At 66.5% G+C, this 17,283-nt stretch carries 15 protein-coding genes; 7 read left to right on the top strand and 8 right to left on the bottom strand.

Features of this window, described 5'->3' with window-relative positions; all coding sequences use genetic code 11:
* Positions 1-75 precede the first annotated feature (75 nt).
* Positions 76-3,573 (bottom strand): AAA family ATPase, encoded by a 3,498-nt coding sequence (locus tag AAN986_RS26710; protein WP_047217848.1) that lies wholly within the window; start codon positions 3,571-3,573, stop codon positions 76-78.
* On the bottom strand, positions 3,570-4,847 hold the full coding sequence (gene sbcD / locus AAN986_RS26705; RefSeq protein ID WP_209672453.1) for an exonuclease subunit SbcD: 1,278 nt from the start codon (positions 4,845-4,847) through the stop codon (positions 3,570-3,572). The genes AAN986_RS26710 and sbcD overlap by 4 nt, the downstream gene beginning before the upstream one ends.
* A 139-nt stretch (positions 4,848-4,986) precedes the next feature.
* Here sbcD and AAN986_RS26700 point away from each other — a divergent pair, with 139 nt between their 5' ends.
* Positions 4,987-5,373: a VOC family protein gene (locus AAN986_RS26700; protein WP_012202828.1), complete on the top strand. Its 387-nt coding sequence runs from the start codon at positions 4,987-4,989 to the stop codon at positions 5,371-5,373.
* A 139-nt stretch (positions 5,374-5,512) separates the two neighbouring features.
* On the opposite strand, the gene AAN986_RS26695 is transcribed toward AAN986_RS26700, so the two are convergent.
* Positions 5,513-5,914 (bottom strand): hypothetical protein, encoded by a 402-nt coding sequence (locus tag AAN986_RS26695; RefSeq protein WP_016449868.1) that lies wholly within the window; start codon positions 5,912-5,914, stop codon positions 5,513-5,515.
* Between the two features lie 32 nt (positions 5,915-5,946).
* A complete protein-coding gene (locus AAN986_RS26690) occupies positions 5,947-6,588 on the bottom strand; it encodes a peptidoglycan recognition family protein (protein WP_082138057.1) in 642 nt (213 codons plus the stop codon).
* Between the two features lie 368 nt (positions 6,589-6,956).
* Here AAN986_RS26690 and AAN986_RS26685 point away from each other — a divergent pair, with 368 nt between their 5' ends.
* The 3 genes from AAN986_RS26685 to AAN986_RS26675 all read left to right on the top strand — a co-directional run bounded on the left by AAN986_RS26685 (position 6,957) and on the right by AAN986_RS26675 (position 10,056).
* Complete coding sequence (locus AAN986_RS26685) at positions 6,957-7,568, top strand: class I SAM-dependent methyltransferase (RefSeq protein ID WP_016449866.1); 612 nt, start codon at positions 6,957-6,959, stop codon at positions 7,566-7,568.
* Positions 7,565-8,413, top strand: a complete 849-nt coding sequence (locus AAN986_RS26680) for a tRNA-uridine aminocarboxypropyltransferase (protein ID WP_082138058.1) — start codon at positions 7,565-7,567, stop codon at positions 8,411-8,413. Before AAN986_RS26685 ends, AAN986_RS26680 begins: the two co-directional genes overlap by 4 nt.
* Before the next feature lie 494 nt (positions 8,414-8,907).
* Complete coding sequence (locus AAN986_RS26675) at positions 8,908-10,056, top strand: acyltransferase (RefSeq protein WP_016449864.1); 1,149 nt, start codon at positions 8,908-8,910, stop codon at positions 10,054-10,056.
* Positions 10,057-10,137: 81 nt separating this feature from the next.
* Here the strand turns inward: AAN986_RS26675 and AAN986_RS26670 are convergent, their stop codons facing one another.
* Together AAN986_RS26670 and yjjJ are read right to left on the bottom strand one after the other, a co-directional pair.
* Complete coding sequence (locus tag AAN986_RS26670; RefSeq protein WP_047217850.1) at positions 10,138-10,785, bottom strand: DUF924 family protein; 648 nt, start codon at positions 10,783-10,785, stop codon at positions 10,138-10,140.
* A gap of 200 nt (positions 10,786-10,985) precedes the next feature.
* On the bottom strand, positions 10,986-12,338 hold the full coding sequence (gene yjjJ / locus AAN986_RS26665) for a type II toxin-antitoxin system HipA family toxin YjjJ (RefSeq protein WP_047217851.1): 1,353 nt from the start codon (positions 12,336-12,338) through the stop codon (positions 10,986-10,988).
* A gap of 493 nt (positions 12,339-12,831) precedes the next feature.
* On the opposite strand from yjjJ, the gene AAN986_RS26660 reads away from it, so the two are divergent.
* The 3 genes from AAN986_RS26660 (at position 12,832) to AAN986_RS26650 (ending at position 15,419) form a co-directional block, all read left to right on the top strand.
* Positions 12,832-13,281: a DUF1439 domain-containing protein gene (locus AAN986_RS26660; RefSeq protein ID WP_223275342.1), complete on the top strand. Its 450-nt coding sequence runs from the start codon at positions 12,832-12,834 to the stop codon at positions 13,279-13,281.
* A 236-nt stretch (positions 13,282-13,517) separates the two neighbouring features.
* Positions 13,518-14,240, top strand: a complete 723-nt coding sequence (locus AAN986_RS26655; protein ID WP_013804547.1) for a glutathione S-transferase C-terminal domain-containing protein — start codon at positions 13,518-13,520, stop codon at positions 14,238-14,240.
* A 132-nt stretch (positions 14,241-14,372) separates the two neighbouring features.
* Positions 14,373-15,419, top strand: coding sequence for a pirin family protein (locus tag AAN986_RS26650; RefSeq protein ID WP_047217853.1), 1,047 nt, complete (start codon positions 14,373-14,375; stop codon positions 15,417-15,419).
* A 16-nt stretch (positions 15,420-15,435) separates the two neighbouring features.
* On the opposite strand, the gene AAN986_RS26645 is transcribed toward AAN986_RS26650, so the two are convergent.
* Positions 15,436-15,888, bottom strand: coding sequence for a carboxymuconolactone decarboxylase family protein (locus tag AAN986_RS26645; protein ID WP_016449858.1), 453 nt, complete (start codon positions 15,886-15,888; stop codon positions 15,436-15,438).
* Positions 15,889-15,904: 16 nt separating this feature from the next.
* Positions 15,905-17,281, bottom strand: a complete 1,377-nt coding sequence (locus AAN986_RS26640; RefSeq protein ID WP_047217854.1) for a lyase family protein — start codon at positions 17,279-17,281, stop codon at positions 15,905-15,907.
* Positions 17,282-17,283 lie beyond the last annotated feature (2 nt).

Raw genomic sequence — 17,283 nt, 5'->3', positions numbered from 1 at the left:
TTTTTTTGAGAATTTCTCTTTTATACCGAAATTCTTTTAAAAACAACAGCCTAAGAGATTTTGAAACGCTTCGGATCACGAAGAAACCACCAGCCTCGAATGCCCCACGCCACCGCCTTTCTCCACCCGCACCTGCACGGCGATGCGTTCCTTGAGCGCCTCCACGTGGCTGATGATGCCGATCATCTTGCCGCTGTCGTTGAGCCGGTCCAGCGCGGTGAGTGCGATCTCCAGCGTGTCGGCATCGAGCGTGCCGAAGCCTTCGTCGAGGAACAGGGAGTCGATGGAGGTCTTGTGGCTGACCAGGTCGGACAGCGCCAGGGCCAGGGCCAGACTGACGAGGAAGGCCTCGCCGCCCGATAGCGTGCGCGTGTCGCGCGGGGTGTCGCCCTGCCAGCTGTCGACGATGTCCAGTTCCAGCTCGCCCTCGGGCTTGCGGCGCAGCAGGTAGCGGCCGTGCAGGCGCGACAGGTGGAGGTTGGCCAGGTGCAGCAGGTGGTCCAGCGTGAGGCCTTGGGCAAAGCGCCGGTATTTGTCCCCCTTGGCCGAGCCGATGAGGCCGTCCAGGTGCTGCCACAGCTCGCTGTCGCTGGCCTGGGCCGCAATGCGCTCGAACAGGGCCTGCTGGCCCTGGCGGCGGCGCTGGTCGTCGGCCAGCTGGGTGCGGACGCCGCCCAGTTGTTCGCTGAGTGCGTTGCGGCGTTCCTCCAGCGTTTGCAGGCGGGCCTGGATTTCTTCGGGCGCCGCCTCGGTCAGGGCCTGGGCCTGCAGTTGCGCGTGCTCGCGCTGTGCGGCTTCGAGCAGGGTGGCAGCGCGCTGTTGTGCCGCCTGCAGTTGCTGGCGCAGCGCGACCAGGCGCTGGCGTTCGGGTGCGGGCAGCAGGGCCTGCAGGTAGGCGGGTTCGTCGGCAAAGGGGCTGGTGCTCAGGGCGGCCTGCCATGCGGATTCGGCCTTGGCCGCTTCCTCGCGCTGGCGGGCCAGCGTGGCCTGGGCCTGTTGCTGCTGGCCTTGCAGGGCATCCTGCTGCCGCGTGAGAGCGGCGATGTCGCTGGCGCATTCGGCCAGGGCCTGCGGCAGCTGTTCCAGGGGCGGCATGGGGAGTGAAGGCGGCTCTGCCACAGCCGTATCGACGGGATGGTGCTGCGCCGTTCTCTGCACCTCGCACTGTGCCTCCCACTGTGTTTCCGACTGCTTTTTCCAGCGCTGCGCATCGGCCTCGGCCGCCTCGCATTCCTTGCGCTGCAAGGCCATCGATTGGGCCAGTTGCTGCAGGTCGTGCCGGGCCTGCTGCCAGTGCTGCCATTCGGCTTCGCGTGCCTCAAGCCAGGGCTGGGCGTTGTCGGGCAGGGTGTGGCCGGCCTCGCCGAGTGAAGCCTGCAACTGCGCGTTCAGCGCCTGGGCTTCGGCCTGCAGGCCGGCGATGGATTGCTGCAGTTCTTCGCGGCGTGCGCTGTGGTCGGCCAGGGCCTGCTGCTGCAGCGCAAGCTGGCCTTGCGCGGTCTGCAGTGTCTGGCGACTGTGCTGGGCGGCGTCCTTGGCCTGTTGCACGGCCTGCTCGCCTTGCTCGGCGGCCTGCACGGCGCGCTTGAGCGTGTCCAGCTGCCGGGCGCAGGCCTGGGCCGATGCGGCGAGGGTGTCGGCCTGTTGCCAACTGTCTGGCGCGAGTTGCAGGGGTTGCGTGAGGCCCTGCCATGTGTCGTTCCATGTGTCGTGCCAGCGTGCGATGTCCTGTTCCAGTTCGTCGGCCTGGCGCTGGCGCGCCGCCTGCGCGGCCGTGGTGGCGGCCAGCGTGGCGCGGGCGGTTTCGCCCTGGGTTTGCAGGGCGTCGAGTTCCTCCTGCTTGCGGCGCAGCGCGGCTTCGGTGGCCGAGGCGTCCAGCGCTTCGTAGGCGGCCACGGCCGGGTGCTCTTGCGCGCCGCACAGCGGGCAGGGCTGGCCGGGCTGCAGGGCGTGGCGGTGCTCGGACAGGCTTTGGATGCGCTGCTCCTGGGCCAGCAGTTTTTGCTTGTCACGGACCTGTTCTCGCACGTCTATGTAGCGCGTGCGCAGGGCTTGCCAGGTGTCCGTCTGCTGCTGCGCCAGTGCTGTTCCTTCGCGCAATTCCCGGGCCAGTGTCTGTTGCTGGCGCGCAAGTTCGCGGCGCTGCGCGGCCTGGGTTTCTGCCTGGCGCCACAGGTGCAGGCGGTCCTGCTCTGCCTGCTCGCGCGCGCGCAGCTCGGCCATGCCGCCGCTGCCTTGAAGGCGCTGCGCCTGTTCGTCCTGCGCGTGCTGGAGTGCGGCGCTGGCGCGGGCCTGGGCATCGGTGGCGGCTTGGACCTGGGCCGCGCCGGCTTCGACGCTTTGCGCCATGCGGGCCTGTTCGGCATCCAGCTTGCGCAGGGCCTGCTGCTGGTGGGCCGCCTGCTGTTGCTGGCTGGCGCGCAGCTTGAACTGCTGGCGCCAGCTGCCCAGGCGCTCGCCCAGCAGGGCATGGGCTGCATGGTGGGTGCAGAACTGTTCCAGCGTTTGGTGCTCGGCCTGCTGGCGGGCCAGGGTGTCTTGCGCAGCCTGGGCCAGGCGGGCGGACAGGGCCTGGGCATGGCGGTGCTGCAGCAGCAGGCGGGCCTGGGTCTGCTGTTCGTGCTCGCGCAGTTGCTGCAGTTGCTGGCGGCTGTCATCGCAGGCGGCGGTGCTGCGCTGCCAGGCCTGGTGCAGCGGCTGCAGCGCTTGAGCAGGCTCGTCGTTGGCCAGTCTTTCCAGTTCGGGCGTGGCCTGCTCCAGTGCCTGGGCGGCGTCTGCGCAGCCGGTGCGGGCGGACTGCAGTGTCTGGGTGGCCTGGGCCAGTTGCTGCTGCCATTGGTGCTGGGCCTGGGCGCGCAGGTAGTCGGCCTGCAGCGTGGCCTGCTCCGTCACCAGGCTGTCGGCCTGGGCCTGCAGGGCATCGCGCGCCTCGGGCGTCAGCAACTCCACGCCATCGGCCTGGGCCTTGAGCTGGTCCAGGCGCTGGCGCGCATCGCGGGCGCGTTCGAAGACTTTCTGCGAGATGAGGCCGTAGATCTCGGTGCCTGTCAGCTCTTCCAGCAGGCCGGCGCGCTCATTGGCATTGGCTTGCAGAAAAGCCGCAAAGCCGCCCTGGGCCAGCAGCATGGACTTGGTGAAGCGATCGAAGTCCAGCCCCGTGATGGCGGCGGTCTGCTCCAGCTTGTCGCGCGTCTGGCTGCTGAGGATGCTGCCGTCGCCCCGGGCCAGTTCCACCTTGGGCGCCTGCAGCGCGCCATCCACCCTGTCGCGTGCGCGGCGCTGGCTCCAGAAGGCGCGGTAGACCTGTCCCTTGACCTCGAATTCGACCTCGGCCAGACAGTCGGCCGTGTGGCGCGTCATGAGGTCGTTGGCGGATGCCGAGATGGTCTTCAGGCGCGGTGTCTCGTGGTACAGCGCCAGGCAGATGGCATCGAGCAGGGTGGACTTGCCCGCGCCCGTGGCCCCGGTGATGGCGAACAGGCCGTTGCCCGCGAACGGTGCCTGCGTGAAGTCGATGCGCCATTCGCCCTTGAGCGAGTTGAGGTTCTTGAGCCGCAGCGTAAGGATCTTCATGCGCGGGCCTCCTCGCCGTGTTCGCCGGCGCCTGGGTGGGGCGCATCAAGCCCGGCCACCACCTCCTGGTAGCGCCGGGTGAGGGCCTGGGCCATGCCAGGCTCCAGTGCTTCCAGCGCCAGGCGGCGCTCGAAGACGTCGGCGGGGCTGATCTCGTGCAGCGACTCGCCAGCGGCGGCGGCCATGCCGGCCACCGCCCGGCCGCGCTGGCGCCGCACGCGCAGCAGTTCCACGGGCAGCTCGTCGGCCAAGGCCTGCACGCGGTCGGTGAGCTGGAGCAGGTAGTCGTCCTGCTCCACCACCACCTCCAACCACACGGGCCGTGCAGGGCTGCCGGCCTGGGCGGTGGCGCGCATCAGATCCGGCAAGGCGGTCAGGCTGCCTGCCACCGAGGCCATGGGCTGAAAGCAGGGAACGGGCAGCGGCGTGACGGCCTGCAGCCCTTCGGGGCCCAGGTCCACCAGCAGCATCTGCTTGGACTGGCGGGCCTCGTCAAAGCTCAGCGCAATGGGCGAGCCGCTGTAGCGGATGTGCTCCAGGCCGCCCACTTTCTGCGGCTGGTGGATGTGGCCCAGGGCCACGTAGTCGGCGGGCGGAAAGGCCGAGGTGGGGAAGGCGTCCAGCGAGCCCACATAGATTTCGCGCACGGACTCGCTGCTGCTGGCGCCCACGGTGGTGAGGTGGCCCGTGGCGACGATGGGCAGGCGCTCGCCGCGTGTGGCAGCCAGCGCATCACGGCGAGCGATGGCGGCGTCGTGCACGTTGCGGTAGCAGGCCTCGATGGCGGCCTGCAGCGCCTGCTGTTTTTGCTCGGCGCTTTGGCCCGCCTGGCTCAGCATCACGTCGCGCGGGCGCATGAAGGGCAGGGCGCAGACGATGCAGCCAGGCATGGCAGGCTGGCCCGGCCGGCGCCGCAGCGGCAACTCCACCACGTGGCTGGCCGTCTCGCCCACGGCGGCCACCACGGTGGTGTCCAGGCAGGCCAGCAGCTCGCGGCTTTCGGCCAGCGTGGCCACGGAGTCATGGTTGCCGCCCAGCAGCAGCAGGGCCACGCCCGCCGCGTGCAGGCGCACCACGAGCTGGCTGTACAGCTCGCGTGCATAGCTGGGCGGCGCGCCGGTGTCGAAGATATCGCCCGCGATGAGCACGGCATCCACCGCCTGGGCATCGACCTGCTCCAGCAGCCAGTCGATGAGCGCAGCGTGCTCTGCCTGGCGGCTCTTGCCCATGAAGTGCTGGCCCAGATGCCAGTCGGAAGTGTGAAGAAGGCGCATGGTTTCGGTATCGCGGTATCGGTCCAATGTCCGCCGGCTCTGGCGGGGGCGACAGTATGGTCGCTGGCGCGCATGGGTGACAGCAGGACGGCTTGCCGCAGCTAACATCCCGGTTCGCATCAACCAAGGAGACACAGGCATGTTCAGCCACGTCATGGTCGGGGTCAACGACCTCGAAAAATCCAAGCAGTTCTACGACGCATTCCTGGGCGCGCTCGGCATTGCGCCGGGCATGGCCAACAAGAACCGCTATTTCTACCGCAGCGCGGGCGGCACGTTTGCCATTTCCACACCGATCAACGGCGAGGCTGCCTGCCACGGCAATGGCGCGACCATCGGCTTTGCGACGCAGTCGCCCGAGCAGGCCGACGCGGCCCATGCCGCCGCCGTGGCAGCCGGGGGCGTGACCTGCGAGGATCCGCCCGGCTGGCGCGAGGCTTCGCCCGGTGGCCGGCTGTACCTGGCCTATGTGCGGGATCTGGATGGCAACAAGCTGTGCCTGTTGCATCGGCCGCCGAAGGCATAAGTTTCTGACCGTGCCGGACGGTGTTTTTTCGGGGCTGGAGCCCTGACGTCGAAACGCCAAAATGCAAATAGCCGATGTGCCATAGCTGCACTCGGCTGTTTTTATTGCGATTGGCCAACGTGGTGCCGCGCCAGAACAGTCACCATTGAAATGGCTTGAACTTGCATTTTGGGCAGTGCAATACCGTCTTGTCCCTGCCCTCCAGGAACAGCGCACCGCCCCGGAACTGGTTGATGCTCCAACTTCCACGGCTGCCATCGCTGAATGCGATTTCGCCGCTTGCATAGCAGGGCGACCAGTCTAGCGTGTAGTGTGCGTCGTTTTCGTTGGTGGTTTTTGCCTGTTGAAAATAACGGCGCACCTGGGAGATGGTCAGGACAAAGTTGGCGCAACTCACCGCTGGGTCTTTTTCGACGGGCGATTTGGCCGCGTTTTCCTGGATGGTGATCTGGCTGATCTTGGGAAGTATCAGTGGGCACAGTGGCGGCTCGAACTCTGAGCCTTTTGTGCATTGATTGGCGGCGGAGGCGGTGCTAGCCATAACAACTAGCAGGGGTAAGGTTAATAGTGATCTCACCATTTTGCTGAAATCGCTTCCGTAGGATTTTTTCTAGAGACTTCTGGGTACCTGAAAACTTCGCTCATAGATATTCTTAGTGTCAGCGTTAATTCCGCGATAAGCCACTGTAGTGCATTGTTCTGCTCGCTTGTAACGGCCTGATAAGTTTTTTTTTCGTCTGGTATGTTCCCGCCACGAGGAAGTGCTTCACCTACCAATTCAATGCCAATGCTGTCTTGGTTGGCCGGAAATCGTGCTGGAACCTTTTTCAGCATCTCGCGCTTGTTCTCTTGGGTTGGATTGAAGCGTTGTAACGATTTTAATTCAACTGGCGTGCATCGCTTTTCCAGTAAACAACGCGCTTTTATTTTGCCAATGTGCCATGTTTGTTTGTAAAGGGAAGCGGTTTGATATATTGTTCCATCTTTCTCTATCAGGAAATGTGCTCCATTTGCTGATGGGTTTTTGTAACTATCAATTGAAGACTGTGCTGTCGATCCTCCAGTTTGATGAACAATGATGCCATGAATTTCCTTCATTTCACCACGTTCAATGGTGGGTGCGATGGCTCGCTTTATAAGGGAGTGGGTTGCTATTCCATTTCTATCAATTATTGGCATTTTAGTACCAATGATGTAGGCCTGCCGATGGCCCATGGGTGTTAATTTGGTATTTTGCTGGATATCGTAATTGCCGTTGATATGTTAGCCATGATGGTTATTGAGTGGTTGGATTGAATTTGTAAAATTATGCAATCCTGATCTTTTTTTCATATCTCGCAGTTTTTTAGATGTTTGGGCGGCTGTTGTTGTGATCTGATATGCAAATCAGTCTGTCTTGCGGAGTAGCAACTGTCTTGGCTTATGCGGGCGATCAAGAAATTGGTCGACAACCGGACAGGCCCGGCCTCGGAAAAAAGCATCACCCGGCAGGGGCAAAAAACACGCGTTCCCATACCCACTGCCCTCTGCGCCATACTCCCGCCCGAACGCGCCCACCGGGCGCTCACCCCCAAGGAGAATGCGTGCAATCAGCAAGTGACCAGTGGTTCGACGAGGCGTACTACCAGCGCTACTACTTCGACAAGAAGACCAGCGTGGTCGACACCGAGCATGTGAACCGGCTGGGCGCTTTCGTGTGTTCCTATCTGAACTATGTGCGGGTGCCGGTGCGCCGCGTGCTGGATGTGGGCTGCGGTATCGGTCTGTGGCGCGAGGCGGTGCAGCGCCATTTCCCGGGTGCCAGCTACCACGGCGTGGAGTTCAGCGAGTACCTGTGCGGGCGCTTCGGCTGGGAGCGCGGCTCGGTGGTGGACTATGCGGCGCATGATCCTGCAGAGCCCTTCGATCTGGTGATCTGCCAGGGCGTGCTGCCCTATCTGAGCCCGCCGGATCTCAAGCGCGCGCTGGCCAATCTGGGGCGGTTGAGCCGAGGCGGTCTGTATGTGGAGGCGGTGGCGCGCGAGGATTACGAACGCGGCGTGATCGATGAGGATCTGACCGATCCGCGCCTGTTCCGCCACCGGGCCGATCTGTACCGGCGCGGGCTGGCCGAGCATTTCAAGGAACTGGGCGGCGGCGTGTGGCTGAGCCGCCGCGCCGAGCTGCCGCTGTTCGAGCTGGAAAGCGTGGGATGAGCATGGAGCTGCCTGACCAGGCTCCGGCGTCTCCGGTGCCCCTGTCCTATTTGCGTGGCGTGGATTCGGGCGTGGCGCCGCATGCGGTGTCGCGCCTGCGCACCCAGCGGCTGGCGCGCAGCACGCGGCCGTTCCTGTCGCGCGGCGGGCCGCGCGGCGAGCGCTGCGAGGGTTGCCGGCTGCGGCCTTCGCACTGCATCTGCGCGCTGCGGCCCATGCTGCCGACGCGGGCAGGCTTTTGCCTGCTGATGCACGATGCAGAGCCGCTCAAGCCCAGCAACACGGGCTGGCTGATCGCCGATGTGGTGGAGCAGACGCACGCCTTCGGCTGGGCGCGCACCGAGGCCGATGCGGGCCTGCTGGCGCTGCTTGCCGATCCGCAGTGGCAGCCCTATGTGGTGTTTCCGGGCGAGTTCGTACAGCCGCCGCAGCGCGTGGTGCACACGCTGCCGGTGCCCCAGGCCGCGGTCGTGCCGGGCCAGGAGCGGCGCCCGCTGTTCATCCTGCTGGACGCGACCTGGCCCGAGGCGCGCAAGATGTTCCGCAAGAGCCCTTACCTGGACCGCTTTCCGGTGCTGAGCCTGCACCCGGATCAGGTCTCGCAGTACCGCCTGCGCCGCTCCCAGCGCGAAGACCACTTCTGCACCAGCGAGGTGGCCGCCCTGTGCCTGGAGCTGACGGGCGATGCGGGCGACCGGCGCGCGGGCCGCGCGCTGGAGAGCTACCTGGCGCTGTTCACCGAGCACTATCTGCGCGCCAAGAACCAGCAGCCGGTGCAGGCAGACAGTGCCGCGCACCAGGGTCTGCAGGACGCCGTCTCATCGCGCTGTCCGCCTGAAGAATAAAAACGATAGCGGTAAACACTTGTGTTCATTGGGATTGGCGTCGTTTTGTTCCAAATTGTTGACGGCACATCCATCGCCCAGGCCCGGTGTGCGCCGGCGGCTTCACGGGGTGGAACGGGCCAGGGTGCAGCGGCGCCAGCACAAACCTCCTGTTACGTTCTGGCTGCAGGGCGCCTCCCATACTCGCGGCGTGCGAAGAAAGGCGGGTGGACGGCAGGGCCAGGGCATCGGATCCCGGGCTGAATGTCCATCGAACCTCGTCCCCGGGCGGTGATGGCTAGAATCGGATTTCGCTGAAATTCATCGGCCTGGCCCCGCTCAAGCGGGGCTTGTTCGTGCACGCAGGGCTGCCCGTCGAGGTGGCCCGCATCCTCAGGGCGCGCCGCACCGCGGCACGCGGATTGCTGTTCACCGCATCCGCCGGGAACCTTGGGACGTGCCGTCTCTCTTATCGCGCTGGACCATGCGTTGCACCCTTCGGGGCCGGCTGCGCCATGGCCGCGTGCTCCATTTTCTTGGGGTTTGTTCATGGCTCGGGGCCCATTGCTCCGGCGTTGGAAAGGTGTCCGGTTTTGGTGGTCAAGGATTTCAAACTGCGCTACAACCCCGCCCTTGACGGGCTGCGGGGCGTGGCGATCCTGTTGGTGATCTTGTCGCACTCCCATGCGCCTCTGTTTGATGGCGCGTTCTTCGGGGTCGACCTGTTTTTCGTGCTCAGCGGCTATCTGATCACTTCGCTGCTGCTGATGGAAAACGATTCCGAGGGCCGCATCGGCTTCTGGCGCTTTTACCGCCGCCGCTTCTTCCGCCTGATGCCGGCGCTGGCCCTGTTTCTGGCCGCGTACTGCATCTTCGCGCCCATGCTGTGGCCGGACCTGAACGACATCTACTCCGATGCGCTGGTCTCCATCCTCTATCTGGCCGACTACGGCATCGCCTTCTTCGACAGCCCGGACACGCTGCTGCACATGTGGTCGCTGTCGGTGGAGGAGCACTTCTACCTGATCTGGCCGCCGCTGCTGGTGCTTCTGCTGCGCTTTTCCAAGCCGGGCCGCCTGTGGCGCCCGATTGCCCTGCTGTGGGCGCTGAGCTGGCTGTGGCGCGTGTACTGGGTGGACCAGGGTCAGCACTTCTATGAGATCTTCTTCCGCTTCGATACCCGCGCCTCGGGCCTGTTCGCCGGTGCGCTGCTGGCGGCGCTGATGATCGAGCGCCCGGACTTCATCGCTGCGCTGAAGGCGCGCATGCACCACGCCATGTGGGTGCCGCTGGCCGTGCCGCTGTTGATGGCGCTGCAATGGGACAACCAGGACGCCATGGTCTGGGGCATCACCGTGGTGGAGTGCGCGGCCGTTGTGCTGCTGGTGGCGGTGAGCCAGGGCTCGGGCCTGGTCTACGACATGCTGTCGTCGCCCATGCTGGTGAAGCTGGGACGCCTGTCCTATGGCGTCTATCTCTGGCACTACCCGGTGGTGCGCTATCTGCGCGCCGACTTCTCGTGGCCCGTGGTCGTGGTGCTGGGCCTGGCGATCTCGGTGGTGCTGTCGGCGCTGTCCTTCTACACCATCGAGCGCTGGGCGCTGCGCATGCGTGATGGCGAGCGCAAGGGCGGCGAGCGCCAGCCGCAGGCGCAGCCGGCCTGAATGCCGGCAGGGCGCCGAAAGCAAAAAAGGGAACGTTGGCACGTTCCCTTTTTTTGTGGGTGAAGGAGATCCGCTGCGCTCTCAGAACCCTGCGCCGGGCTGGGACAGGTACTGCAGTTCCTCGGGCGTGCTGGTGCGGCCCAGGATGGCATTGCGGTGCGGAAAGCGGCCATAGCGCACGATGACGTCGCGGTGCCGGTGGGCGTAGTCCAGCGTGCCGGCCAGGAACTCGCGCACGCCCTCGCCGCCAGTGTCACCGGCCTGGTCGGCCAGTGCCTGGAAGGCGGCCACGCTGCGGTCCTGCAGGGCCAGGTCTTCGGCATGCTCCAGCGACAGGTAGCAGAAGATGCGCGCCACGGCAGGCAGGTCGGCATGGCGGTCATGGCCCAGGGCGATGCCGTCCAGCGCCAGTTGCAGCGCCTGCGGGTCGCCTGCAAAGCTGCGCGCCGTGCCCCGGAACAGGTTGCGCGTGAACTGGTCCAGCAGCACGATCAGCGCCAGCCTGCCCAGCGCCGTGCCGGCCCAGGCGTCGAGTCGGCCGGCCAGCGCGTCTTCGACCAGGGCGCCGAAGCGCTCGCGGATCTGGTTGTCGGTGGCATCGGACTTGATGAACCACAGGTTCTTGCAGGCCAGGGCGCTTGCATTGTCGGGGCGGGTGGAGCCCAGCCAGTAGCCGAGCACGTCGGCAATGCGGGGGTCTGCGGCGGAGGAGGGTGCAATGCTGGTCATCGGGGGCCCGTGTCTGGTCGGATGAGGAAAGCTTCGATTGTGCAGGCGGTGGCGGGCCGAGGCTGTGGATGGCCGGTTCTCCGCAGATGGATAACAGTTTGTGCAGAGGTTTTTCCAACCAATATGCACAGATTTTTCAAGAGAATTTCTATTGGTTATCAACAGGTGGCGTCATTGATTCCATTGGAGGTGCTTGAAAATCAAGCGGCAATGGCATCAAGATTGCTTTCGGCAATACTGCGGAATTCCCCGGAGATGCGCGCATCCTGCGCCACGGCCCGCCAGAAGCGCCGCGCCATTGCCTGGGCGCGCGGCCATTCGGCCAGCGTGGCGGCCGTGGGGCGCGGGGGCTGGGCGCTGAAGTCGCGCTCCACGATCTCGCCATTGATGGGCATGTAGAGCATGGGCAGCATGTCGTAGGTGGGCGACAGCGCCCAGTCGCCCTGCGGCTGCGGCAGCACGAAGGAGATGTTGCCGTAGTGCCGGTCGGTGTTGGCGATGAGCTGGCCGTAGGCCTCGAGCAGGCGCAGGCTGCGCGCATCGGTCTCGGTGATGAGGCCACGCGCCGCCAGGCGGCTGGCCGTGGCGGCCCAGTTGTCCACCTCGCCCACGTACTGGGCATTGAGCACCTGCAGGGAGACCATGCCTATGCGTCCGGGGTTGCGGTCCGGCGGCGGTGCGCAGCCCGGCTCGGGCTGACTGCGATCGAAGCGCTCCGATTCGAGAAAGGCCCGGCCGCCATCAATGAACAGCCGCGTGCGCGCGGCGGGCAGGCCGTCTTCGGCCAGGGTCTGCAGCGCCAGATGCTCGCAGACCAGCAGGTCGCGTATGCGCTGCTCGGCCGGTGCGTCGCCTGCCGGGGAGAACTTGACGATGACGCTGCGCCCGGCCGTGGTGCAGCAGAACTTGGGCTGCTCGCCGCCCGCCGACGAGCCCGGATGCGTGCCCTGCATGGCCTGCATGGCCAGGCGCGAATACTCGGCCGGCGACTCGGCGCGCAGCGCGCGGGCGGGCAGGGTGTGGAAGCGCTCGAACGCGGCTTCGCCCACGATGAGGTTGCCCGGCAGGTCCTCGCCGAATCGGGCCAGGGCGCGCAGCACGTCGTCCTCACCCCATTGGCGCGGGTCGCCGCCCAACTGCAGTTCGGGATGGCTGTGCGCAAACGTGCGGCCGATGAAGCCCTGGGGCCGCATGTCGTCCAGGAACCAGGGCAGGCCGTCGTGCTGCTCGCTGAGGCCATCGGCCTCGTCCACCCAGAAGCCGCCGCCGTGCAGCGCGATCATGCGGCCGAAGGGCGATGCGTGGCCTTCGGTATCCACGCGCATGATGGCCACCTCGGCGCCCACGCCCGTCACCTGGCGCGGCAGCACATAGCGCTGCGTGCGCGCCGCACCCACCTTGCGCACCTGGCCCGACCGGATCAGCGGCGCCAGCGCGCGCGACACGGTGGGCTGGCTCACGCCCAGCATCTGCTGCAGCTCGCGCGCCGCCAGCGCACCGCCCTGGCGGCGCAGTGCCGCCAGTACCTGGGTGGAGAGGTCTTCCAAGGCCATGGGAATCAATTGATGAATGAATAAAAATAGGGGGTAATTTATTGAAAATCAATGATTTATGCAAATCAATGAATGAATATATGAATAGATTCATGCGCCGGTGGAGGGCCGTGCCCAAGGCCGCGGCAAAGCTGGGCGGGAGGGCCGGCCAGAAGGATTGGGTGATGTTTCCGTACGGAGGGCGGTACTGCCTATGTCCGATGGGCACTCGCTGTGAAGCGCCTTCGCGCAGGTGCCGGGCAACACCCACTGCAGGGACAGGGAATAGCCCCTGGCGGGACAATGCCGATCTCAAAAAACATAGCGCCATGCGTATGGCATGCATGGCGCTTCAGGGTTTCGTGTCGGGCTTTCTGGGGCTTGTGCTGTCGTGATGAATCGCCGCTTTTTGTTGATGGTCCTGGCCGCGGGCTGCAGCCTGGCTGCGACCGGATGTTCGGGAAAGTCCGGGCCTGGAAATGTCTCGATTTCGCGGCAAAGGCTGCAGGAGGTGGTGGCCCAGCGCTTTCCACGGCAATTCCCCGTGGCCGGCATGCTGCAGCTCAAGCTGCATTCGCCGGTGCTGGGATTGCTGCCCGAGCGCAACGCGCTCAATGCGGTGTTGCAGGCCGATCTGTCGGGACCCGTGCTCAAGCAAGCCTATGGCGGCCATCTGAACCTGGACTTCGCGCTGCGCTACGAGCCCACGGACCGCACGCTGCGCGCCCACCAGATCAAGGTCAACAGCCTGGTCATCAACGACCTGGCCCCCGCCATGAGCGACATGATCACCACCTACGCCAGCGCCCTGGCCGAGCAGGCGCTGGGCCAGCTCGTGCTCTACCAGCTGCAGGACAAGGACCTGGCCCTGATGGACTCTCTGAACATGGAGCCCGGCGCCATCACGGTGACGCCGGACGGCCTGAGCGTGGCCCTGGTCCAGAAGCCCGTCGCGCCGCGCTGAGAGCTGCGCCGTGCGGGCGGTGCTCGGTTCAGCCGTGCGCCTCCATCCGAGCGCCTCGGTAGCCGGTGCATGGCGGCGAGCGGGGAGACTGGCCATGCAATCTGCGTGGGTTGTCATGACCCGGCGGCAGGGTCGGGCCGCCATTATTTGGCGTGCCAAGCATGGCTGGGCGCCGAACGCTACGATGCAGCGGCCATCGATTTCTTGGCGAACCCGTCCAGCCTTCAAGGTGCCCCATGACTCCACAGAATCCGCTTTCCGCCTTTTCCGTCACGCGCAAGTGGCCGGCCACGCAGCCGGACCGCATCCAGCTGTATTCCCTGCCCACGCCCAACGGCGTCAAGGTGTCGATCGCTCTGGAGGAGATGGGCCTGCCGTATGAGGCGCACCGCGTGGGCTTCGAGAGCAATGACCAGCTCTCGCCCGAGTTCGTGGACACCTTTCCCAACAACAAGATCCCGGCCATCCTGGACCCGCAGGGTCCGGGCGGGAAGCCGCTGGCGCTGTTCGAGTCGGGCGCCATCCTGGTCTACCTGGCCGAGAAGTCCGGCAGCCCGCTGCTGCCCGCCGACCCGGCCGCGCGCTATGAAACGCTGCAGTGGCTGATGTTCCAGATGGGTGGCGTCGGCCCCATGTTCGGCCAGCTGGGGTTCTTCCACAAATTCGCGGGCAAGGACTTCGAGGACAAGCGCCCGCGCGACCGCTACGTGAACGAGTCCGTGCGCCTGCTGGGTGTGCTGGAGCGCCGCCTCGCAGGCCGCGCCTGGGTGATGGGTGAGCAATTCACCATTGCCGACATCGCCCTGTGGCCCTGGGTGCGCAACATGGTGGTGGAGCAGGGCTACAACGCGGCCGAACTGCTGGGCTGGGAGCGCTTTCCCGAGCTGCAGCGCGTGCTGGCCGCCTTCGTGGCGCGCCCGGCCGTGCAAAAGGGCCTGGTGACGCCGCCGCGCAACTGACCCGGCGGGCGTTGCATTCCTGGGCCGCACTGTCCCAGCCATGGTGGCTTTCAAAACCGGCGCGGGGGCCGCATCTGTCCGAGAATGCAGCGCCCCCTTTTTTCTTGCGGGCGCAGCCTCACAGGAGCCACGATGACCGCAGCCACCACCCCCGTCCTCCAAAGCCAGCCGCTGGGCCCGCTGTGGCCCACCATGGACCCCTTCCTGTTCTGTGCCCACCATGACGATGCCTATCCGCCCAGCGATGGCCGACTGGGCGTGCAGGCCGTGGACCTGGAAGGCCGCCAGATGGGCAGCGACTTCAGCCGCAAGGACGGCTTTTCCATGTACCACGGCGATGGCGTGCCGGGCTTTCCCGGCCATCCGCACCGCGGCTTCGAGACCGTGACCCTGGTGCGCAAGGGCCTGATCGACCATTCCGATTCGCTGGGCGCGGCCGCGCGCTTTGGCGGCGGCGACGTGCAGTGGCTGACGGCCGGCAAGGGAATCCAGCATTCGGAGATGTTCCCGCTGCTCAACAGCGACGCGCCCAATCCGCTGGAGCTGTTCCAGATCTGGCTGAACCTGCCTGCGCGCTCCAAGATGGTGGAGCCGCACTTCACCATGTTCTGGAACGAGCGCATCCCCCGCCTGGAGCATGCGGATGCCGCAGGCCGCAGGACCGTGGTCACCGTGGTGGCAGGCAGCCTGCCCGGCACGGCGGCCGCCCTGCCGCCGCCGCCCGAATCCTGGGCCTCGCAACCCGAGGGCGACGTGGCCATCTGGACGCTGCGCCTGGAGCCCGGCGCACGCTGGACGCTGCCGCGCGCAGCCGGCGTGGACACGCAACGCATGCTGTATTTCTTTGCGGGCCAGGCACTGCAGGTCGGGCCCACGGCGCTGGCCCAGCATGCGGCCCTGCATGTGGATGCCACGCAGGACTGGGAGCTGCACAACAGCGGCGCCGATGCCGTGGAATGCCTGGTGCTGCAGGGCCGCCCCATTGGCGAGAGCGTGGCGCAGTACGGCCCCTTCGTGATGAACACGCAGCAGGAAATCATGCAGGCCATGCAGGACTACCGGCGCACCCAGTTCGGCGGATGGCCCTGGGCCGAGCAGGACCCGGTGCATGGCGCAGAGAACCGGCGCTTTGCGCGCTACCCGGGCGCTGCGGCCGAGGAACAGCCGCCGGCTGCCTGAGTCCGGTCAGGTTGCGTCAGGCCGTGTCTGAGGGTGGATGAAAGCTGGCCGGCGCGGGCGTGCGCCCCAGCTCCTTGAGGATCTTCAGCGTGATGGCCATGCCGGTGTTGCCTGCGGGCACGCCGGCATAGACGGCGGTCTGCAGCAGCACTTCGCGGATGGTGTCCAGGTCCAGCGGCGCGGCCTCGGCATCGGCCGGGTCGGCCAGCAGCCCTGTGCGGATGTGCAGCTCGAACTCTTCCCAGCGGCCCATGGAGGCCGTGATGGCCAGCACCATGATGCGGCGCGTGCGGCGCTCCAGGCCGGGGCGGCTCCAGATGCCGTCCCAGGCATAGGCCGTGATCATGCGCTGGAACTCCACATTCAGTTCGTTGGCGCGCGCCACGGATTGGTCCACCCATTCATCGCCCAGCACGCGGCGGCGGTTGGCAAGGCCGCGCTGCAGGGCGTCGGCGGAAGATTCGGTCATGGCGGGGGGTCCTGTGTCAAGCATGGGAATGGGCATGGGCATTGGCGTGGGTCTGCGGCGCTGCCAGCAGCGTCAGGCATGCATCATGCGATGCCTGCACGGCGCGTGCCGGGTCGCAGGCCCGGGCCAGCGCATCTTGCAGCGCTTGCAGAGCTGCTGCGTCCAGCCGGGGCGCGGCCCATTCGGCCAGCAGCAGGCGCAGCTCGCGCCCCTGCTCCAGCGCCTGCGGGGCCAGCAGCTCCACGGCGGCCAGGGCCTCGGGCTTGCCCGTCCAGGGCGCCATGGCGTGCACGCAGGCCTCTGAAAACACCAGTCCGTGCAGGCCCCGCACATGGCCCAGCATGCGCTGCGGATGCACCTGCAGCGACTGCGCGGCCTGGCGCAATGCGGCGGCGGCGCCATGCACATGGCGCCACAGGTCGGGCCAGTGCGCGACCTCGGCCTGCCACTCGCCCAGCGCGCGCTCATGGGCCTGGGCCATGCAGCCCAGCAGCAGGGCCGCGAGCTGGGGGATGGCCTGGGCCTGTGCCACTGCTTGCATCAGGTGCACGGGATTGCGCTTGTGCGGCATGGCGCTGGAGGTGCTGCCGCGCGGCGCCTCGGCGATCTCGCCCACCTCGTACTGCGCCATCAGCGACCAGTCCCGGGCCAGCTTGGCCAGGCTGCCGCCGCACACAGCCGCTTCCATGGCCAGGCGCATCCAGTCGTCGCGCTGCGTATGCCAGCTGCGGCCGCAGGCCGACAGGCCCAGGCGCCGGGCCAGTGCCTGCTCCACCTCGGCACGGTAGCTTCCCAGCACGGCGCCATTGCCCACGGCGCCACCCAATTGCACGCACAGCGCAGCGGTGGCAAGCCTTTCAAACTGTTCGATGCTGCGCTGCACGGCGGCAGCCGACTGCGCGCACTTGAATCCGAAGCTGGTGATCTGCGCGGGCTGCAGCAGGCTGCGCGCCAGCATGGGCGTGGCCGCGTGCGTGCGGGCCAGGGCCTGCAGTGCGGACTGCAGCGCGTCCAGCTCGGCCAGCAGCGCCTGCAGGGCCTGCTGCGTGAGCAGGGCCTGCGCCGTGTCCACGGCGTCCTGCGTGGTCGCACCCCAGTGCAGCCAGGGCAGGCCTTCCGGGGCGTGGGCCTGCAGCCACTGCTGCAGCGGCCGCACCACAGCCAGGCCCAGCGCGCCGCTGGCGCGTGCCTGCTCCACCACGCCTTCGCACGTGAGCGGCGCCTGCGCGCAGGCGCGCGCAATGGCCTCGGCGGCCGGGCGGGGCACCAGGCCGCAGTCGGCCTGGGCCTGGGCCAGCGCGCTCTCGAAGCGCAGTAGCGCGTCCAGCCAGCGCGCGTCTGCAAACCAGTGGCCGCTGTCGGCCGGGCCCAGATAGTCCTTCACCAATGACATGC

The sequence above is a fragment of the Delftia sp. DS1230 genome, assembly GCF_040112715.1.
In the GTDB taxonomy this organism is placed as follows: domain Bacteria; phylum Pseudomonadota; class Gammaproteobacteria; order Burkholderiales; family Burkholderiaceae_C; genus Comamonas; species Comamonas tsuruhatensis.
The sequence above is the reverse complement of the archived record's forward strand: the minus strand, read 5'-3'. Positions and strand labels throughout refer to the sequence as shown.